The sequence below is a fragment of the Halalkalibacter sp. APA_J-10(15) genome (assembly GCF_023017105.1).
Classification (GTDB): Bacteria; Bacillota; Bacilli; order Bacillales; family Bacillaceae_D; genus Halalkalibacter.
Map to the genome: position 1 here is coordinate 41,157 of NZ_JALKEV010000018.1, position 16,666 is coordinate 57,822.

A 16,666-nucleotide genomic window follows, 5' to 3' on the forward strand; every position below is an offset into this window, starting at 1 on the left:
GGAGGTCAATCCTATGCAAGCTAAAGCTATAGCAAAACAAGTCCGTATTGCTCCTCGTAAGGTGCGTCTAGTCGTGGATCTTATTCGTGGAAAGCAAGTCGGTGAAGCTATTGCCATTCTTCGCCACACGCCAAAAGCAGCATCTCCTGTAGTAGAGAAGCTTTTGAACTCAGCGATTGCGAATGCAGAGCACAACTATGAAATGGAGCCAAATAATCTTGTAATTAGTGAAGTTTTTGTTGATGAAGGCGTAACGTTGAAACGTTTCCGTCCTCGCGCAATGGGGCGCGCAAGTCGCATCAACAAGCGTACTAGTCATATCACATTAGTGGTAACAGAAAAGAAGGAGGGATAAAACGTGGGTCAAAAAATAAATCCTACCGGACTTCGAGTCGGTGTTATCCATGACTGGGAGTCAAAATGGTATGCTGATAAAGATTTTGCTGATCTACTACACGAGGATATTAAAATTCGTGAGTATATCGAAAAGCGTTTGAAGGATGCTTCAGTTTCTAAGGTTGAAATTGAGCGTGCTGCAAACCGTGTAAATATTACCGTTTCTACTGCTAAGCCAGGTATGGTGATCGGTAAAGGTGGTTCAGAAGTAGAGGCGCTACGTAAAGCCCTAAATACACTAACAGGTAAAAGAGTTCATATTAACATTTTTGAAATTAAGCAAGCAGATTTAGATGCGAAGCTTGTTGCAGAGAACATTGCTCGTCAATTAGAAAATCGTATTTCATTCCGACGTGCGATGAAGCAAGCGATTCAACGTACAATGCGCTCCGGTGCAAAGGGGATTAAGACTCAAGTGTCTGGTCGTCTTGGTGGTGCGGATATCGCTCGTGCTGAACATTATAGTGAAGGAACGGTTCCACTTCACACACTTCGTGCTGATATCGATTATGGTACAGCAGAAGCTGATACAACATACGGTAAGTTAGGTGTTAAAATCTGGATTTATCGTGGTGAAGTCCTTCCTACAAAAGGAACGAACAAAGTGGAAGGAGGCAACTAATCATGTTAATGCCTAAACGCGTAAAATATCGCCGTGAGCACCGTGGTAAGATGAGAGGTCGTGCTAAGGGCGGGACTGAAGTGCATTTTGGCGAATATGGTCTACAAGCACTTGATGCTTCATGGATCACGAATCGTCAAATTGAAGCTGCTCGTATTGCAATGACACGTTACATGAAACGTGGCGGTAAAGTTTGGATTAAGATTTTTCCTTCAAAGCCATATACTGCTAAGCCATTAGAAGTTCGAATGGGTTCTGGTAAAGGGGCTCCTGAAGGTTGGGTAGCTGTTGTTAAACCAGGTAAGATTATGTTTGAAATTGCTGGTGTTCCTGAGGAAGTTGCACGTGAAGCATTACGTCTGGCCGCACATAAGTTACCAGTGAAATGTAAGTTTGTAAAACGCGAAGAAGTGGGTGGTGACGCAAATGAAAGCTAATGAGATTCGTAACTTAACCACTGCTGAAATTGAGCAAAAGACACAATCATTAAAAGAAGAGTTGTTTAACCTTCGCTTTCAACTAGCGACTGGTCAATTGGATAATCCAACCCGTATTCGTGAAGTTCGCAAAGCAATCGCTCGTGCGAAGACTGTACTACGTGAACGTGAGCTTGGAATTAACAACGGCTAAAAAGGAGGTTTGCTTAAATGGAACGCAACCAACGTAAGGTTTATACAGGGCGCGTTGTTTCAGACAAGATGGATAAGACCATTTCGGTTCTTGTTGAAACATATAAGAAAGATCGTCTTTACGGTAAACGCGTAAAGTATTCTAAGAAGTTCAAAGCGCACGATGAAGAAAATAGTGCAAAAGTTGGCGATATCGTTAAAATCATGGAAACTCGTCCGCTTTCTAAAGATAAACGTTTCCGCTTAGTAGAGATCGTTGAAGTAGCGGTAATTATCTAATAAGATCCTTTAGTTGAAGGGAGGTAAGATCTTATGATCCAACAAGAAAGTCGTTTAAAAGTTGCTGATAACTCTGGTGCTCGTGAAGTGCTTTGTATTAAAGTACTAGGTGGCTCAGGTCGTAAAACAGCTAATATTGGTGATGTTATTGTTTGTTCGGTAAAACAAGCAACACCAGGCGGCGTTGTCAAGAAAGGTGAAGTCGTTAAAGCGGTTGTTGTACGTACGAAGAGTGGTGCTCGTCGTAAAGATGGTTCTTACATTAAATTTGATGAGAATGCAGCGGTTATTATCCGTGACGATAAGAGCCCAAGAGGTACTCGTATTTTTGGACCTGTTGCACGTGAACTTCGTGAAAATCAATTCATGAAAATTGTTTCTCTTGCTCCAGAAGTTCTTTAATTAAGATATAAGTTAGGCCCGCTCAAGGAGGTGCAATAATGTCAATGCATGTCAAAAAAGGTGATACGGTTAAAGTCATCTCAGGAAAAGACAAAGGAAAACAAGGTGTAATTCTAGAGGCATTTCCTAAGAAGAGTCGCGTTCTTGTAGAAGGAGTTAACATGATCAAGAAGCATGCGAAGCCTTCTCAAGATAATCCACAAGGTGGGATCTTGAACCAAGAAGCGCCAATTCACTCTTCTAACGTAATGCCAATTGATCCTAAATCTGGCGAACCTACCCGAGTAGGTTTCAGAGAAGAGAATGGTAAAAAGGTAAGAGTTGCGAAAAAGTCTGGCGAAGTTTTAGATAAATAGTCAGAGTGTGAAAGGAGGTCAATAGTATGAGTCGTTTAAAGGAGAAATATTCAACTGAAATTGTTCCTTCTCTTGTTGAGAAGTTCAACCATTCTTCAGTAATGGGTGTACCTAAGCTTGAGAAAATCGTTGTCAACATGGGTGTTGGTGATGCTGTATCAAACGCAAAGGCACTTGATAAAGCTGTTGAAGAATTAACAGAAATCACAGGTCAAAAGCCATTAATTACGAAGGCGAAAAAGTCTATTGCTGGATTTAAATTACGTGAAGGTATGCCGATCGGTGCTAAGGTGACATTACGCGGAGAGCGTATGTATCAATTCCTTGATAAGTTAATTACTGTTGCATTACCTCGTGTACGTGACTTCCGTGGTGTATCAAAGAAAGCATTTGACGGCCGTGGGAATTACACATTAGGTGTGAAAGAACAATTAATTTTCCCTGAAGTTGACTATGATAAAGTGGATAAAGTTCGCGGAATGGATGTTGTTTTAGTAACAACTGCTGAAACGGATGAAGAAGCTCGTGAATTATTAACACAAATGGGAATGCCATTTCAAAAATAATCGAAGACTTTTCGAAGAGGAGGGAAAACGTTGGCGAAGAAATCTATGATTGCAAAGCAAAAGCGCACACAAAAGTATAAAGTACAAGAGTATACTCGTTGTGAACGTTGCGGTCGTCCTCATTCAGTATTACGCAAGTTTAAACTTTGCAGAATTTGCTTTAGAGAACTTGCGCATAAGGGTCAAATCCCTGGTGTGAAAAAAGCTAGTTGGTAATCCCTAGAACGGGAAGGAGGTAAAGAATAATGGTCATGACAGATCCAATTGCAGATATGCTTACTCGTATCCGTAATGCTAATACGGTACGTCACGAGAAGCTAGAACTACCTGCTTCAAAGGTAAAGAAGGAAATTGCTGATATTCTTAAGCGCGAAGGGTTTATTCGTGATTATGAGTACATTGAAGATAACAAACAAGGTGTCATCCGTATTTTCTTGAAATATGGTGTAACTAATGAGCGTGTTATTACTGGTCTAAAGCGTATTAGTAAGCCTGGACTTCGCGTATATGCGAAAGCTGGCGAGCTTCCTCGTGTATTAGGTGGACTAGGAATCGCTATTGTTTCTACATCTAATGGTGTAATGACGGATAAGGATGCACGTCAACAACAAGTCGGTGGGGAAGTTTTAGCGTACGTTTGGTAATAGATATGATAAGAACGGAGGTGTAGACGAATGTCTCGTATTGGTAAAAAGCCAGTTGAGGTCCCAAGTGGTGTTACTGTAACACTTGATAGTCATCTTATGACAGTTAAAGGTCCTAAAGGCGAACTTAAGCGAAAGCTACACGAAGAAATGAAGATCAATATTGCTGAAAACGAAGTGACAGTAGAACGTCCTTCGGATAATAAAGTACATCGTGCTCTTCATGGTACAACTCGTAGCTTAATTCAAAATATGGTTGAGGGAGTAACAAAAGGTTTCGAGCGTTCTCTTGAACTTGTCGGTGTCGGTTACCGTGCTAGTAAATCAGGTCAGAAGCTTGTACTAAACGTTGGTTACTCACATCCGGTTGAAATTACTCCTGAACAAGGAATTGAAATTGAAGTTCCTTCAAACACGAAAGTGATTGTAAAGGGGATTGATAAGGAACGCGTAGGTGCGATTGCATCTAACATCCGTTCTGTTCGTTTACCTGAACCTTATAAAGGTAAAGGAATTCGTTATGAAGGCGAATATATTCGTCGTAAAGAAGGTAAAACAGGTAAATAATCACTAACATACGGAAAGGATTGACGTTCAATGATTACGAAGCCTAATAAAAATGCGGCACGTAAAAAACGACACTTACATGTACGTCGTTCAATCACTGGAACACCTGAACGTCCTCGTCTAAATGTATTCCGTTCTTCGAAGCACATTTACGCGCAATTAATTGACGATGTAAATGGGGTTACACTTGCGTCAGCATCTACTTTAGATAACGAAGTAAATGCGAGTGAGTTAACAAAGACGGAAGCAGCGAAGGCCGTAGGCGAACTAGTTGCAAAACGTGCAGTTGAAAAAGGTCATGAATCAGTAGTATTTGATCGTGGCGGATATTTATATCATGGTCGAGTAGCGACGCTTGCAGATGCAGCGCGCGAAAACGGTTTGAAATTCTAAAAAAGGAGGGAAAAACGAATGCGTCGTATTGACCCTAACACGTTAGAACTTGAAGAAAAAGTAGTAGCTGTCAATCGTGTAGCGAAAGTTGTTAAAGGTGGACGTCGTTTCCGCTTTGCTGCACTTGTTGTTGTCGGCGATAAGAATGGACACGTAGGATTCGGAATGGGTAAAGCACAAGAGGTTCCAGAAGCAATTCGCAAAGCTGTCGAAGATGCAAAGAAGAACCTTATCGAAGTACCAGTTGTGGGTACGACAATCCCTCATGAGATTGTTGGACACTTCGGTGCAGGTCGCGTTCTACTTAAGAATGCATCAGAAGGTACTGGAGTTATTGCTGGAGGACCGGTACGTGCGGTACTAGAGCTTGCTGGTGTTGGTGACATTCTATCTAAATCACTAGGTTCAAACAATCCAATCAATATGGTTCGTGCTACAATCGAAGGCTTAAAGAACCTAAAACGTGCTGAAGAAGTTGCGAAACTTCGCGGAAAATCAGTAGAAGAACTGTTAGGTTAAGGGAGGGATAGGAATTGGCTAAGAAATTAGAAATTACCCTCACTCGTAGTCTTATCGGACGTCCAGAAGACCAACGTGTAACGGTTAATACACTTGGTTTACGTAAAATGCACCAAACGGTTGTTCAAGAAGATAATGCTGCGATTCGCGGTATGGTGAACAAAGTTGCTCACCTTGTAACTGTAAATGAAATCGAAGCATAATAGGATTACTTAAATTTGAGGAGGTGTCAACATGAAACTTCATGAGTTGAAGCCTGCAGAGGGATCTCGTAAAGTACGTAACCGTGTCGGACGCGGGATCGGTTCTGGTAATGGGAAAACAGCAGGAAAAGGGCACAAAGGTCAAAATGCTCGTTCAGGCGGTGGAGTAAGACCAGGTTTTGAAGGTGGTCAAAATCCAATTTACCGTCGTCTACCTAAGCGCGGATTTACGAATCCTACTCGTAAGGAATGGACGATTGTGAATGTAGAAACGCTGAATCGTTTCGATGCAGGAACTGATGTAACTCCTGAGTTGCTAATTGAAACAGGTGTAGTAAAGAACGTTAAGCATGGTATTAAGATTTTAGGAAATGGAAATCTTGAAAAAAGCCTAACTGTGAAAGCTCACAAGTTTTCTTCTTCAGCATTAGAAGCGATTGAAGCAGCTGGCGGAAAAACTGAGGTGATTTAATGTTCCGGACGATCTCCAACATTTTTCGGGTGGGTGATTTACGAAATAAAGTAATTTTCACCCTACTCATGCTCATTGTTTTTCGGATCGGAAGTTTTATTCCTGTTCCAGGCACGAACAAGGACGTATTAAATTTCTATGACGATCAAGCAAATGCATTTGGGTTTTTAAACACGTTTGGTGGTGGAGCATTAGGGAACTTTTCTATTTTTGCGATGGGGATTATGCCATACATTACAGCATCGATTGTCGTTCAATTGTTGCAAATGGATGTCGTCCCTAAATTCGCAGAATGGGCGAAAGAAGGGGAAACTGGTAGACGTAAATTAGCTCAGTTTACCCGCTATGGAACAATCGTATTAGGCTTTATCCAGGCGCTCGGAATGTCAATCGGATTTAATTCGATTTTCCCAGGATTAATTCCTAATCCATCTGTGCCAACATATATCTTTATTGCACTCGTACTAACAGCGGGTACGGCCTTCTTAATGTGGTTAGGTGAACAAATCACAGCTAAAGGCGTTGGTAATGGTATTTCTATCATTATCTTTGCAGGTATCGCTGCTGGTATTCCAGGTGGAGTCAATCAATTATATGCGACACAAATTGAGACTGCTGGAGAACAGCTATTTTTAAGTATTGTTACAGTGCTTCTACTTGCACTTGCCGTGTTAGCAATTGTCGTTGGAGTCATTTTTGTTCAGCAAGCATTAAGAAAGGTGCCTGTACAATATGCAAAGCGTTTAGTTGGTCGTAGTCCAGTAGGCGGTCAGTCTACTCATTTACCGTTAAAGGTTAATGCAGCAGGGGTTATTCCAGTTATCTTTGCACTCTCTCTCTTTATTTTCCCACCAACGATTGCTGGATTCTTTGGTTCAGGAAATGAGATTGCAAATTGGGTAACGAGAGTTTTCGACTATACGAATCCTATCGGCATGGTCATCTATGCTGCGTTGATTATTGGGTTTACGTATTTTTACACGTTCATTCAGGTCAACCCTGAAAAAATGGCTGACAACCTGAAGAAGCAAGGTGGCTATATTCCAGGAATCCGTCCAGGTAAAACAACGCAATTTTACTTAACACGCATTTTATATCGTTTGACGTTTGTTGGCGCGCTATTCTTAGCTACAGTTTCCATTATTCCTGTGTTCTTCACAAACTTAATGGACTTACCAGCCGCTGTACAAATTGGCGGTACTGGATTATTAATTGTAGTTGGTGTAGCATTAGATACGATGAAGCAAATTGAAAGTCAGTTGATAAAACGTTCTTATAAAGGCTTTATTAAGTAATAGGGGGAACAGGGGAAGGTGTTCTTCCTGTTCGCCTGTTGTTAAGACCGAAGATGGGGTGAATGAACGAATGAATCTTATTTTGATGGGTTTACCGGGCGCTGGTAAAGGAACTCAGGCTGAGCGTATTGTCGAGAAGTATGAGATCCCTCATATTTCAACGGGAGATATGTTCAGAGCTGCAATTAAAAACAAAACCGAGCTTGGTTTAGAAGCGAAATCTTACATGGATAAGGGAGAGCTTGTTCCAGATGAAGTAACGATTGGAATAGTGCGTGAACGCTTATCTGAGTCAGATTGTCAAAAGGGCTTCTTGCTAGACGGCTTTCCTCGAACAGTAGCACAAGCTGAAGCATTAGAAGAAATGCTCAATTCTATGGGTCGTAAGCTTGACTTCGTGCTAAATGTTGAAGTTCCTGTTGAGCTTTTGCTTGAGCGTCTAACAGGTCGTCGCGTTTCTCCAACGACAGGAAGAACATATCATGTCTTATTTAACCCACCAAAGGTTGAAGGCAAATGTGATGTCGATGGTAGTGAATTAATTCAGCGTGATGACGATAAACCCGAAACTGTTAAGAAAAGACTAGAAGTTAACCAACAACAAGCTAAGCCGCTTTATGATTTCTATTCAGAAAAAGGATATCTCAAGAACGTCAATGGCGACCAAGATATCAATGAAGTCTTTGCAAATATTGACTCATTGCTGAAAGGGATTCATGCATGATCATTTGTAAAACGGAACGAGAATTAGAAATCATGCGGGAAGCTGGTAAGATTGTTGCTCTGACACATCAAGAGTTAAAGCAGCATATTCAACCCGGTATATCTACTAAGGAATTGGATGGGATTGCAGAAAAGCTGATTCGTTCACATGGTGCAACACCCTCATTCAAAGGTTATAATGGATTTACTGGTAGCATCTGCGCTTCGGTAAATGAGGAATTGGTGCACGGTATTCCTGGTAAGCGAGTGCTTAAAGAAGGGGACATCATTAGTATTGACATTGGTGCAAAGCTAAATGGCTATCATGGAGATTCAGCTTGGACCTATGCCGTTGGCGACATTGCAGAAAATGATCAAGAACTATTAGAAGTGACGGAAACGTCCTTGTATCAAGGTCTCGATCAAGCAAAATTTGGCGCGCGATTGTCTGATATCTCTCATGCGATTCAATCTTATGCAGAGCCATTAGGTTATTCAATTGTACGTGAGTATGTCGGGCACGGCGTTGGGCAAGACTTACATGAGGACCCACAAATACCTCATTATGGTCCCCCTGGGAAAGGTCCACGCCTAAAGCCGGGTATGGTGTTAGCGATTGAGCCGATGATTAATGCTGGAACCAGGTACGTACGCACACTTTCTGATCAGTGGACAGTTGTTACAGTTGATGGAAAGAATTGTGCGCACTTTGAGCATACAATTGCAATCACAGAATCAGGGTATGAGATTTTAACAAAAGCTTAAATGTAGGTGATGGTATTTATGAATGACTCTGGTCCAAGTCCAGAGCTTGGTCGAATCGTACTTATCAAGAAAGGTCGTGACCAAGGACAGTTTGGCATCATTGTTGAATTGATTGATGATCGCTTTGTTGGTATCGCAAACGGTGATACTCGTAAGGTTGACCGTGTCAAAAGGAAAAACCTCAATCACCTTGAGCTCGTTGATTATATTGCTGATGAAGTACGCAATAGCTTTGTAGAGACAGGACGTGTTACTAATGGAAAGTTACGGTATGCAATTACAAACTTTCTTGAGCAACACTCTGATTTACTGAAGGAAGGAGAGTAAATCCATGGCAAAAGAAGATGTTATCGAGGTAGAAGGAACGGTTATTGAACCTCTTCCAAATGCAATGTTTCGTGTTGAATTAGAAAATGGTCATAAGATTCTTGCCCATGTTTCTGGTAAAATCAGAATGCACTTTATTCGTATTTTACCAGGTGATAAGGTGACAGTGGAGTTATCACCTTATGATTTAACACGTGGACGAATCACATATCGATATAAATAAATTGTTACGCTGATTCTATAATCAGACGACTCCGTACTAAATAGGAGGTAAAAAAAATGAAGGTAAGACCATCAGTCAAGCCTATTTGTGAGAAGTGTAAGGTTATCCGTCGTAAGGGTACGGTTATGGTTATTTGTGAAAACCCTAAACACAAACAAAAACAAGGTTAATTTACAAGGAGGTGCGCATACATGGCACGTGTTGCAGGTGTTGATATTCCTCGTGATAAGCGCGTTGTGATTTCACTTACGTATGTATTTGGAATTGGTAAAACAACAGCTTCTGAAGTTCTTGCTCAAGCAGGTGTTTCTGAGGATACTCGTGTACGTGACTTAACGGAAGAAGAGTTAGGACGTATTCGTGAAGCAGTAGAAGGTCAAACAGTAGAAGGGGATCTTCGTCGTGAAGTTTCTCTAAATATTAAGCGTCTAATTGAAATTGGTTCATATCGTGGTATCCGCCATCGTCGTGGGTTACCAGTACGTGGCCAAAATTCTAAGAACAATGCTCGTACACGTAAAGGTCCTCGTCGTACGGTAGCAAATAAGAAGAAGTAGGAAAGGAGGTAACATAGTAAATGGCTAAGAAAACGAATACTCGTCCAAAGCGTCGTCAACGTAAAAATATTGAAACTGGTATTGCTCACATTCGTTCTACTTTTAACAATACAATTGTGACAATTACAGATCCACACGGTAATGCTATTTCTTGGGCAAGTGCTGGCGCGCTAGGTTTTAAAGGTTCTCGTAAATCAACTCCGTTCGCTGCGCAAATGGCTGCTGAAGCTGCTGCAAAAACAGCGATGGAACATGGCATGAAAGTAATTGAGGTTACTGTTAAAGGTCCTGGTGCTGGTCGTGAGGCAGCAATCCGTTCTTTACAAGCTGTTGGACTTGAAGTAAACATGATCAAAGATGTTACTCCGGTTCCGCACAACGGTTGCCGTCCACCAAAACGTCGTAGAGTGTAACCTGACACATATTGTATAGAATCTTCTAATTTGTCTATAATGGATAGAGCGATAATCGTCCGTTAGAAGATTAGTATCATGCAAAGGAATTGCCGACTGAATCACCGGTCAGGCAATCCCTGCAAGTCTACCGGAGTTCGACGTTTTGAAGGAGGGTTTGTTAATGATTGAAATCGAAAAGCCAAATATTGAAGCGGTTGAAATAAGTGAAGACGCAAAGTATGGAAAATTTGTAGTTGAGCCACTCGAAAGAGGTTACGGGACAACACTAGGTAACTCCTTACGTCGTATTCTACTTTCTTCTTTACCTGGCGCCGCTGTTTCAACGGTTCAAATTGACTCGGTCTTACATGAATTCTCAACCATTGAAGGGGTTGTAGAGGATGTAACGACGATCATCTTGAATGTAAAGAACCTTGCCCTGAAGATCTATTCTGAAGAGGAGAAGACTTTAGAAATTGATGTTCAAGGTGAAGGGGTCGTAACAGCAGCAGACATTACTCATGATAGTGATGTTGAAATCTTAAATCCAGACTTACACATTGCAACGTTAGCAAAAGGAGCTCATTTGCATATGCGTTTGACTGCTCAGCGTGGCCGTGGATATGTGTTAGCAGAAGGGAATAAGAGAGACGATCAACCTATCGGGGTTCTTCCTATTGATGCCATTTACACACCTGTTTCTCGTGTGAATTATCAAGTTGAGAATACGCGCGTCGGTCAAGTGACCAACTATGACAAACTAACTCTTGATGTCTGGACTGACGGAAGCATTCGCCCTGAAGAAGCTGTTTCAATCGGGGCAAAAATCTTGACTGAGCATTTGAATATCTTTGTTGGATTAACTGATCAAGCGCAAAACGCTGAGATTATGGTTGAAAAAGAGGAAGATCAAAAAGAGAAAGTTCTTGAAATGACGATTGAAGAGCTTGACCTATCTGTTCGTTCTTACAACTGTTTAAAGCGTGCTGGCATCAATACGGTGCAAGAGCTTACTCATAAATCGGAAGAAGATATGATGAAAGTGCGTAACCTTGGTCGTAAATCTTTAGAAGAAGTTCAAGAGAAATTAGGAGAACTTGGTTTAGCCCTTCGCAATGAAGAATAAGCTAAGTCACATAGTGAATTGCAATAGTGACAAAGGAGGGGAATTTACATGGCATATGCAAAATTAGGTCGTGATAGTGCTGGTCGTAAGGCGTTGTTCCGTGACCTTGCTACTGATCTTATTATTAATGAGCGTATTGAAACAACAGAAGCAAAAGCAAAAGAGCTTCGTTCAATCGTGGAGAAAATGATCACTCTTGGTAAGCGTGGAGATCTTCACGCTCGTCGTCAAGCAGCTGCTTTCATTCGTAAAGAAGTGGCAAATGAAGAGTCTGGTCAAGATGCTGTACAAAAGCTTTTCTCAGACATCGCACCACGCTTTGAAGACCGTCAAGGTGGATACACTCGTATTTTGAAAGTCGGTCCTCGTCGTGGAGATGGTGCACCGATGGTTATTATCGAGCTTGTTGAAAAAGGTGAATAAGTAACGTGATTTTAAAGGGCAAATCAGATCCGGGCTATTACGCTCTGACACTGGGCCCTTTTTTTGATAGATATGAAAGTATCACATTGTTAGATGTTTCATCATGGAGGAAATAGGTGGATTGCAGCAGTCGACGGCCATGCTTATTGCATGCTTTATGAAAGAACCTCATTTTCATAAACGCTCAACTCCTTTGTAACGGCCCATCACGATGGAATGAAGAAAAGACTTGCCGATGGACTGCACAGGGATGGACGGAGAAGGAGCACATAGGTCAGCTGCTGTATGCGGTTCCTCATTCCTCTATTTCGTTTTTTATGGTTCGTTTTGGCCTCTATTTTGGCTTTTCTCCCTCGTTTTGAATGCTTTCTCTTATTTTAAAGTGAACCTTAAAAGTTAAAAACAAACTTTTTCAGTGTCCATTTTTGAAGACACTAGTTTTGTTGTTTATATAGTTGAACACTATGGAAAAAGGTGTTGGTCGTTTTGTCGAGTTTAATTGCAATGAAGGATGTCTTTTTTCGTTATCATGAAGACGTACCATGGACATTACAAGCGTTGAATATAACAGTGGAAAAGGGTGAATGGCTGACGATTGTTGGTCGTAATGGCTCGGGGAAGTCAACGTTTGCTAAACTACTAAACGGACTTCTTCTTCCTACTGAAGGCGAAGTGATTGTTGACGGATATAATACGAAAGATGAGCAAGCTTTGTTTCCAATCCGACAAAGGGTTGGAATGGTCTTTCAAAACCCCGATAACCAGTTTGTTGCGACAACTGTGGAGGATGATATCGCATTTGGCCTTGAAAATATGGGGATAGCACCTGCTGAGATGAAGGTACGTATTGAAAAATATGCCTCCTTAACGGGAACTCGACATTTGCTTAAGGAAGAGCCTCATCGCTTATCAGGTGGACAAAAGCAACGAGTCGTGATAGCAGGAGTTGCAGCGATGGAGCCAGAATTAATTGTATTTGATGAAGCTACATCTATGCTCGATCCTACGGGACGAGAAGATGTGCTTACTACGATTAAAAGCCTTCAACAACAAGGCTCTGCGATTGTGACGATTACGCATTACATGGAAGAAGCGTTAGAGAGTGATCGAGTTGTGTTGATTCAAGGAGGTCAAGTGACGGTCGATGAGGCTCCGATGTCTTTTTTTGAAAAGGCGGTTCAAATTCGTGAAGCGGGCTTAACGGTTCCACCTCTTGTCGCATTACAGCATCAATTAAGGGAAAGAGGCATTCCGATTCAGCGTCTTTTCTTGAAGGAAGAGGAGTTGATGGAGCAGTTATGGATATTGTCTTCAACAACGTAAGTCACATATATATGCGCAAAACACCGTTTGAGAAGTATGCATTAAAGAATATCGAGGTCACAATCCCATCAGGCTCATTTACGGCTATTATCGGAGCAACAGGATCTGGGAAATCAACGTTCACTCAGCATATCAATGGGCTTCTAACGCCCACAGAGGGAACGGTCCAAATTGGATCACATCACATTACGCGAAAATCGCGAGGAGATATGAGAGCGTTACGTCAGGATGTTGGCTACATCTTTCAATATCCAGAGCATCAACTGTTTGAGGAAACAGTAGAGAAGGATATTTGCTTTGGACCGCTTAACTTTGATGTTTCGGAAAGTGATGCTAAGCGAAAGGCGCATACGATGATTGAATTAGTCGGCTTATCTAAGGATGTTCTACAAAGGTCTCCTTTTGAATTAAGTGGGGGACAAATGCGCCGAGTGGCGATTGCGGGAGTGTTGGCAAGTGAACCAAAGGTGATCGTGCTAGATGAGCCAACAGCAAGCCTTGATCCGATTGGGAGAGAGGAAATGATGACGCTATTTACAACGTATCAAAAGGAGCATGAGGCGACGATTGTACTTGTAACCCACCAGATGGATGAAGTCGCTCGATATGCGGATCACGTAATCGTTATGAACAAAGGTGAAATAACAATGCAAGGGACACCTTCAGAAGTCTTTTCACAAGGCGAGGTGCTTTCTTCGGTCGGATTACATACTCCACCTGTTATGAAGCTCGGGAATCTGTTTAAGAGACGATTAAACTTGGGAGAATGGCCAACGGTATTTGATGAAGGTGAGCTAGCAGAGCATATGGCGACATTTCTTCTTTCGGGGAGGGAGAAATGATGTTTCAGCATATTTTGATTGGTCAATATTTCCCGGGACAATCGATTGTCCACCGGCTTGACGCAAGAGCGAAATTACTTGCTGTCATGGTGCTAGTTGTCGTGATCTTCCTAGCGAGAAATTGGCTTTCCTTAGGGATCATCTGCTTCTGTCTATTTGTTCTCATTCTACTTTCAAGAGTTACTATTTCTTATATTTGGCGTGCAATGAAGCCGATTCTATTATTAGTGATCATTTTATTTCTTATTCAGTTGTATACGTATCGCGATGGTGCTGTGATCGTGGGTGATGGAATCTTTGCGATTACTGAGGAAGGACTTACCCAAGGTGCAATGATTGCGATAAGGCTGCTCTCGCTCATATTAGTGACGTCTTTGCTCACATTAACGACAAAGCCGATTGTGTTAACGGATGGATTAGAGTACTTGTTACGCCCGTTTGAAAGGGTGAGGCTTCCATCTCATGAGCTAGCTCTCATGATTACGATTGCGATTCGATTTGTCCCGACACTGCTCCAAGAAACAGAGAGGCTACTGAAGGCGCAATTCGCCCGAGGGGTTAGCTATCGTTATGGCCCTTGGAAAAAAAGAATGACAGCTCTTGTAAGCTTACTAGTTCCTTTGTTCGTGCATTCCTTTAAGTGTGCTGAGGATTTAGCGACAGCGATGGAATCACGAGCATACCGTGGTGGAGAAGGACGAACGAAATACCGTGCGTTACAATGGTGTGTACGAGATACGGTAGCGTTAGTCGTTGTGATGATCATTTCAGGCGTTATTGTCTATTTACGATATGTATAAAGGGTGTGAAAGGATGCAGCGTGTAGCATGTCTTGTTTCATATGATGGTACGAACTTCTCCGGTTATCAAGTCCAGCCTCGAAAGCGAACAGTGCAGCTTGAGCTTGAACGTGCTCTGACGAAGCTACATAAAGGACAGGAAATAAAGGTTATATCCTCTGGACGAACAGATGCAGGTGTGCATGCGATTGGACAAGTGATTCATTTTGATACGTCCTTACATATTCCTCTGGAGCGTTGGCCAAACGCCTTCAATGCTTGTTTGCCTAATGATATTCACATTCATGAGGTAAGGTCAGTTGATCCGCAATTTCATGCGCGGTTCGATACAGAGGGAAAGGAATATCGCTATCGTTTGCTGCTTAAGAAACAAGGTGATGTATTCCGTCGTCATTACACACATACGATCGAGCGCGATATAAGTATGGAGAGGATGAAGTGTGCGGCTCAATATTTAGTGGGAAAGCATGATTTTTCTTCCTTTTGTGCAGCCAATACAGATGTCACAGATAAAGTGCGCGAAGTAACGGCAATCGAGCTTTGGAAGGACCGGGACGAGATTATTTTCAGCTTCAAAGGCAATGGCTTCTTGTATAATATGGTGAGAATTATGGTCGGAACGCTGTTAGAGGTTGGCTATGGTAAATTGGAATGTGATGATGTCGCTCAAATATTAGCAGCGCGAGATCGAATGAAAGCAAGCAAAACCGCGCCAGCACAAGGTTTATACCTTTGGAAAGTCGAATATCCGAATCCCGTCTTTCATATATGATAAAAACAACGAATCCTAGTGTAACATTGTATTGACATTGGATATTGAATATTATATGATGGTAGATGGTAATTCCAAAAACCCACTAGCCCCGGGTTCCGGAACGATACTATTGACATGGATATGTAAAGCTTTTTTTAGTTTGTACAGGAAATTGAAAGTGATTGTTTATTAGGAGGGTAAATTATGCGTACAACATATATGGCAAAGCCAAACGAAGTTGAGCGTAAATGGTATGTCGTCGACGCAGAAGGTCAAACACTTGGTCGTCTTGCTTCTGAAGTAGCATCCATTCTTCGCGGTAAGCACAAGCCAACATTCACACCACACGTTGATACAGGTGATCACGTGATCGTGATAAATGCAGAGAAGATTGAACTAACAGGAAATAAATTAAATGACAAGATTTATTACCGTCATTCTCTTCACCCAGGTGGCTTGAAGAAGACAACAGCTGGAGATATGCGAGCGAACAAGCCTGTGCGTATGCTAGAGCTAGCAATCAAAGGCATGCTTCCAAAGAATACACTTGGACGCGCTCAAGGAATGAAGCTACACGTATATGCAGGTAGCGAACACAAACATCAAGCTCAAAAACCAGAAGCATATGAACTTCGTGGTTAATCGATAGGAGGGTATTATTTTGGCACAAGTACAATATTATGGTACAGGTCGTCGTAAGAATTCAGTTGCTCGTGTACGCTTACTGCCAGGCGATGGACGTATCGTGATTAACGGTCGTGAACTAGATGAATACTTTGGTCTTGAAACACTTAAGCTTATTGTTAAGCAACCACTTGTAGAAATTGACGTAGAAGGTCAATATGACGTTCTTGTTAATGTTGACGGTGGAGGTTACACAGGTCAAGCTGGTGCAATCCGTCACGGAGTTGCACGTGCGCTACTTCAAGTAGACCCTGATAACCGTCCGGCTCTTAAATCAGCTGGATTCTTAACTCGTGATGCACGTATGAAAGAGCGTAAAAAATACGGTCTTAAAGCAGCACGTCGTGCACCTCAGTTCTCAAAACGTTAATATCCTTGTTATATCAACGTCAGCCCTCTTTG

General features: G+C 41.9%; 31 protein-coding genes. All 31 read left to right on the top strand.

Annotated elements, in window-relative coordinates:
• Window positions 1–13 precede the first annotated feature (13 nt).
• The 31 genes from rplV (at window position 14) to rpsI (ending at window position 16,634) form a co-directional block, all read left to right on the top strand.
• Window positions 14–355: a 50S ribosomal protein L22 gene (gene rplV / locus MW695_RS18455; protein WP_247106965.1), complete on the top strand. Its 342-nt coding sequence runs from the start codon at window positions 14–16 to the stop codon at window positions 353–355.
• 3 nt (window positions 356–358) lie between these two features.
• Window positions 359–1,018 carry a 30S ribosomal protein S3 gene (rpsC, locus tag MW695_RS18460; RefSeq protein ID WP_247106966.1) on the top strand — a complete coding sequence of 220 codons (660 nt, stop codon included), beginning with the start codon at window positions 359–361 and terminating at the stop codon, window positions 1,016–1,018.
• Window positions 1,019–1,020: 2 nt separating this feature from the next.
• Window positions 1,021–1,455, top strand: coding sequence for a 50S ribosomal protein L16 (rplP, locus tag MW695_RS18465; protein ID WP_247106967.1), 435 nt, complete (start codon window positions 1,021–1,023; stop codon window positions 1,453–1,455).
• Complete coding sequence (gene rpmC / locus MW695_RS18470) at window positions 1,445–1,648, top strand: 50S ribosomal protein L29 (RefSeq protein ID WP_035345231.1); 204 nt, start codon at window positions 1,445–1,447, stop codon at window positions 1,646–1,648. Before rplP ends, rpmC begins: the two co-directional genes overlap by 11 nt.
• A gap of 17 nt (window positions 1,649–1,665) precedes the next feature.
• Window positions 1,666–1,926, top strand: a complete 261-nt coding sequence (gene rpsQ / locus MW695_RS18475; protein WP_247106969.1) for a 30S ribosomal protein S17 — start codon at window positions 1,666–1,668, stop codon at window positions 1,924–1,926.
• 33 nt (window positions 1,927–1,959) lie between these two features.
• Window positions 1,960–2,328, top strand: coding sequence for a 50S ribosomal protein L14 (gene rplN / locus MW695_RS18480; RefSeq protein ID WP_035345236.1), 369 nt, complete (start codon window positions 1,960–1,962; stop codon window positions 2,326–2,328).
• A gap of 44 nt (window positions 2,329–2,372) precedes the next feature.
• Complete coding sequence (gene rplX / locus MW695_RS18485) at window positions 2,373–2,684, top strand: 50S ribosomal protein L24 (RefSeq protein ID WP_247107049.1); 312 nt, start codon at window positions 2,373–2,375, stop codon at window positions 2,682–2,684.
• 26 nt (window positions 2,685–2,710) lie between these two features.
• Window positions 2,711–3,250, top strand: coding sequence for a 50S ribosomal protein L5 (rplE, locus tag MW695_RS18490; RefSeq protein ID WP_247106970.1), 540 nt, complete (start codon window positions 2,711–2,713; stop codon window positions 3,248–3,250).
• Between the two features lie 30 nt (window positions 3,251–3,280).
• Complete coding sequence (locus tag MW695_RS18495) at window positions 3,281–3,466, top strand: type Z 30S ribosomal protein S14 (RefSeq protein WP_012957149.1); 186 nt, start codon at window positions 3,281–3,283, stop codon at window positions 3,464–3,466.
• 29 nt (window positions 3,467–3,495) lie between these two features.
• The gene (gene rpsH, locus MW695_RS18500) at window positions 3,496–3,894 is read left to right on the top strand and encodes a 30S ribosomal protein S8 (protein WP_247106971.1); all 399 of its coding nucleotides are present in this window, start codon (window positions 3,496–3,498) and stop codon (window positions 3,892–3,894) included.
• A 30-nt stretch (window positions 3,895–3,924) separates the two neighbouring features.
• The gene (gene rplF / locus MW695_RS18505) at window positions 3,925–4,461 is read left to right on the top strand and encodes a 50S ribosomal protein L6 (RefSeq protein ID WP_247106972.1); all 537 of its coding nucleotides are present in this window, start codon (window positions 3,925–3,927) and stop codon (window positions 4,459–4,461) included.
• 30 nt (window positions 4,462–4,491) lie between these two features.
• The gene (gene rplR / locus MW695_RS18510; protein WP_247106974.1) at window positions 4,492–4,854 is read left to right on the top strand and encodes a 50S ribosomal protein L18; all 363 of its coding nucleotides are present in this window, start codon (window positions 4,492–4,494) and stop codon (window positions 4,852–4,854) included.
• Between the two features lie 18 nt (window positions 4,855–4,872).
• Complete coding sequence (rpsE, locus tag MW695_RS18515) at window positions 4,873–5,373, top strand: 30S ribosomal protein S5 (RefSeq protein WP_035345252.1); 501 nt, start codon at window positions 4,873–4,875, stop codon at window positions 5,371–5,373.
• A 14-nt stretch (window positions 5,374–5,387) separates the two neighbouring features.
• Window positions 5,388–5,576 (top strand): 50S ribosomal protein L30, encoded by a 189-nt coding sequence (rpmD, locus tag MW695_RS18520; RefSeq protein ID WP_247106976.1) that lies wholly within the window; start codon window positions 5,388–5,390, stop codon window positions 5,574–5,576.
• A gap of 31 nt (window positions 5,577–5,607) precedes the next feature.
• The gene (gene rplO, locus MW695_RS18525; RefSeq protein WP_247106977.1) at window positions 5,608–6,048 is read left to right on the top strand and encodes a 50S ribosomal protein L15; all 441 of its coding nucleotides are present in this window, start codon (window positions 5,608–5,610) and stop codon (window positions 6,046–6,048) included.
• Complete coding sequence (secY, locus tag MW695_RS18530; protein ID WP_247106979.1) at window positions 6,048–7,343, top strand: preprotein translocase subunit SecY; 1,296 nt, start codon at window positions 6,048–6,050, stop codon at window positions 7,341–7,343. Before rplO ends, secY begins: the two co-directional genes overlap by 1 nt.
• A gap of 70 nt (window positions 7,344–7,413) precedes the next feature.
• Entirely contained in the window at window positions 7,414–8,067 is a 654-nt protein-coding gene (locus tag MW695_RS18535) for an adenylate kinase (RefSeq protein WP_247106981.1), read from the top strand.
• On the top strand, window positions 8,064–8,810 hold the full coding sequence (gene map, locus MW695_RS18540) for a type I methionyl aminopeptidase (RefSeq protein WP_247106982.1): 747 nt from the start codon (window positions 8,064–8,066) through the stop codon (window positions 8,808–8,810). Before MW695_RS18535 ends, map begins: the two co-directional genes overlap by 4 nt.
• Window positions 8,811–8,828: 18 nt before the next feature.
• Entirely contained in the window at window positions 8,829–9,137 is a 309-nt protein-coding gene (locus MW695_RS18545; protein ID WP_247106984.1) for a KOW domain-containing RNA-binding protein, read from the top strand.
• Between the two features lie 4 nt (window positions 9,138–9,141).
• Complete coding sequence (infA, locus tag MW695_RS18550) at window positions 9,142–9,360, top strand: translation initiation factor IF-1 (protein ID WP_010896341.1); 219 nt, start codon at window positions 9,142–9,144, stop codon at window positions 9,358–9,360.
• Window positions 9,361–9,416: 56 nt separating this feature from the next.
• Window positions 9,417–9,530, top strand: coding sequence for a 50S ribosomal protein L36 (rpmJ, locus tag MW695_RS18555; RefSeq protein ID WP_003322638.1), 114 nt, complete (start codon window positions 9,417–9,419; stop codon window positions 9,528–9,530).
• Between the two features lie 21 nt (window positions 9,531–9,551).
• On the top strand, window positions 9,552–9,917 hold the full coding sequence (gene rpsM / locus MW695_RS18560) for a 30S ribosomal protein S13 (protein WP_247106985.1): 366 nt from the start codon (window positions 9,552–9,554) through the stop codon (window positions 9,915–9,917).
• A 20-nt stretch (window positions 9,918–9,937) separates the two neighbouring features.
• Window positions 9,938–10,330, top strand: coding sequence for a 30S ribosomal protein S11 (gene rpsK / locus MW695_RS18565; protein WP_247106987.1), 393 nt, complete (start codon window positions 9,938–9,940; stop codon window positions 10,328–10,330).
• A gap of 163 nt (window positions 10,331–10,493) precedes the next feature.
• Complete coding sequence (locus tag MW695_RS18570; protein ID WP_247106989.1) at window positions 10,494–11,438, top strand: DNA-directed RNA polymerase subunit alpha; 945 nt, start codon at window positions 10,494–10,496, stop codon at window positions 11,436–11,438.
• A 48-nt stretch (window positions 11,439–11,486) separates the two neighbouring features.
• The gene (rplQ, locus tag MW695_RS18575; protein WP_247106991.1) at window positions 11,487–11,861 is read left to right on the top strand and encodes a 50S ribosomal protein L17; all 375 of its coding nucleotides are present in this window, start codon (window positions 11,487–11,489) and stop codon (window positions 11,859–11,861) included.
• Window positions 11,862–12,347: 486 nt separating this feature from the next.
• Window positions 12,348–13,184 carry an energy-coupling factor transporter ATPase gene (locus MW695_RS18580; RefSeq protein ID WP_247106993.1) on the top strand — a complete coding sequence of 279 codons (837 nt, stop codon included), beginning with the start codon at window positions 12,348–12,350 and terminating at the stop codon, window positions 13,182–13,184.
• Window positions 13,160–14,026, top strand: coding sequence for an energy-coupling factor transporter ATPase (locus tag MW695_RS18585; RefSeq protein ID WP_483299872.1), 867 nt, complete (start codon window positions 13,160–13,162; stop codon window positions 14,024–14,026). Before MW695_RS18580 ends, MW695_RS18585 begins: the two co-directional genes overlap by 25 nt.
• Window positions 14,023–14,826, top strand: coding sequence for an energy-coupling factor transporter transmembrane component T family protein (locus tag MW695_RS18590; RefSeq protein ID WP_306421237.1), 804 nt, complete (start codon window positions 14,023–14,025; stop codon window positions 14,824–14,826). Before MW695_RS18585 ends, MW695_RS18590 begins: the two co-directional genes overlap by 4 nt.
• A gap of 13 nt (window positions 14,827–14,839) precedes the next feature.
• Window positions 14,840–15,598, top strand: a complete 759-nt coding sequence (truA, locus tag MW695_RS18595) for a tRNA pseudouridine(38-40) synthase TruA (protein WP_247106996.1) — start codon at window positions 14,840–14,842, stop codon at window positions 15,596–15,598.
• A gap of 186 nt (window positions 15,599–15,784) precedes the next feature.
• Window positions 15,785–16,222: a 50S ribosomal protein L13 gene (rplM, locus tag MW695_RS18600; protein WP_035345293.1), complete on the top strand. Its 438-nt coding sequence runs from the start codon at window positions 15,785–15,787 to the stop codon at window positions 16,220–16,222.
• Window positions 16,223–16,241: 19 nt separating this feature from the next.
• Complete coding sequence (gene rpsI, locus MW695_RS18605) at window positions 16,242–16,634, top strand: 30S ribosomal protein S9 (RefSeq protein ID WP_247106998.1); 393 nt, start codon at window positions 16,242–16,244, stop codon at window positions 16,632–16,634.
• The last annotated feature ends 32 nt before the right edge of the window (window positions 16,635–16,666 follow it).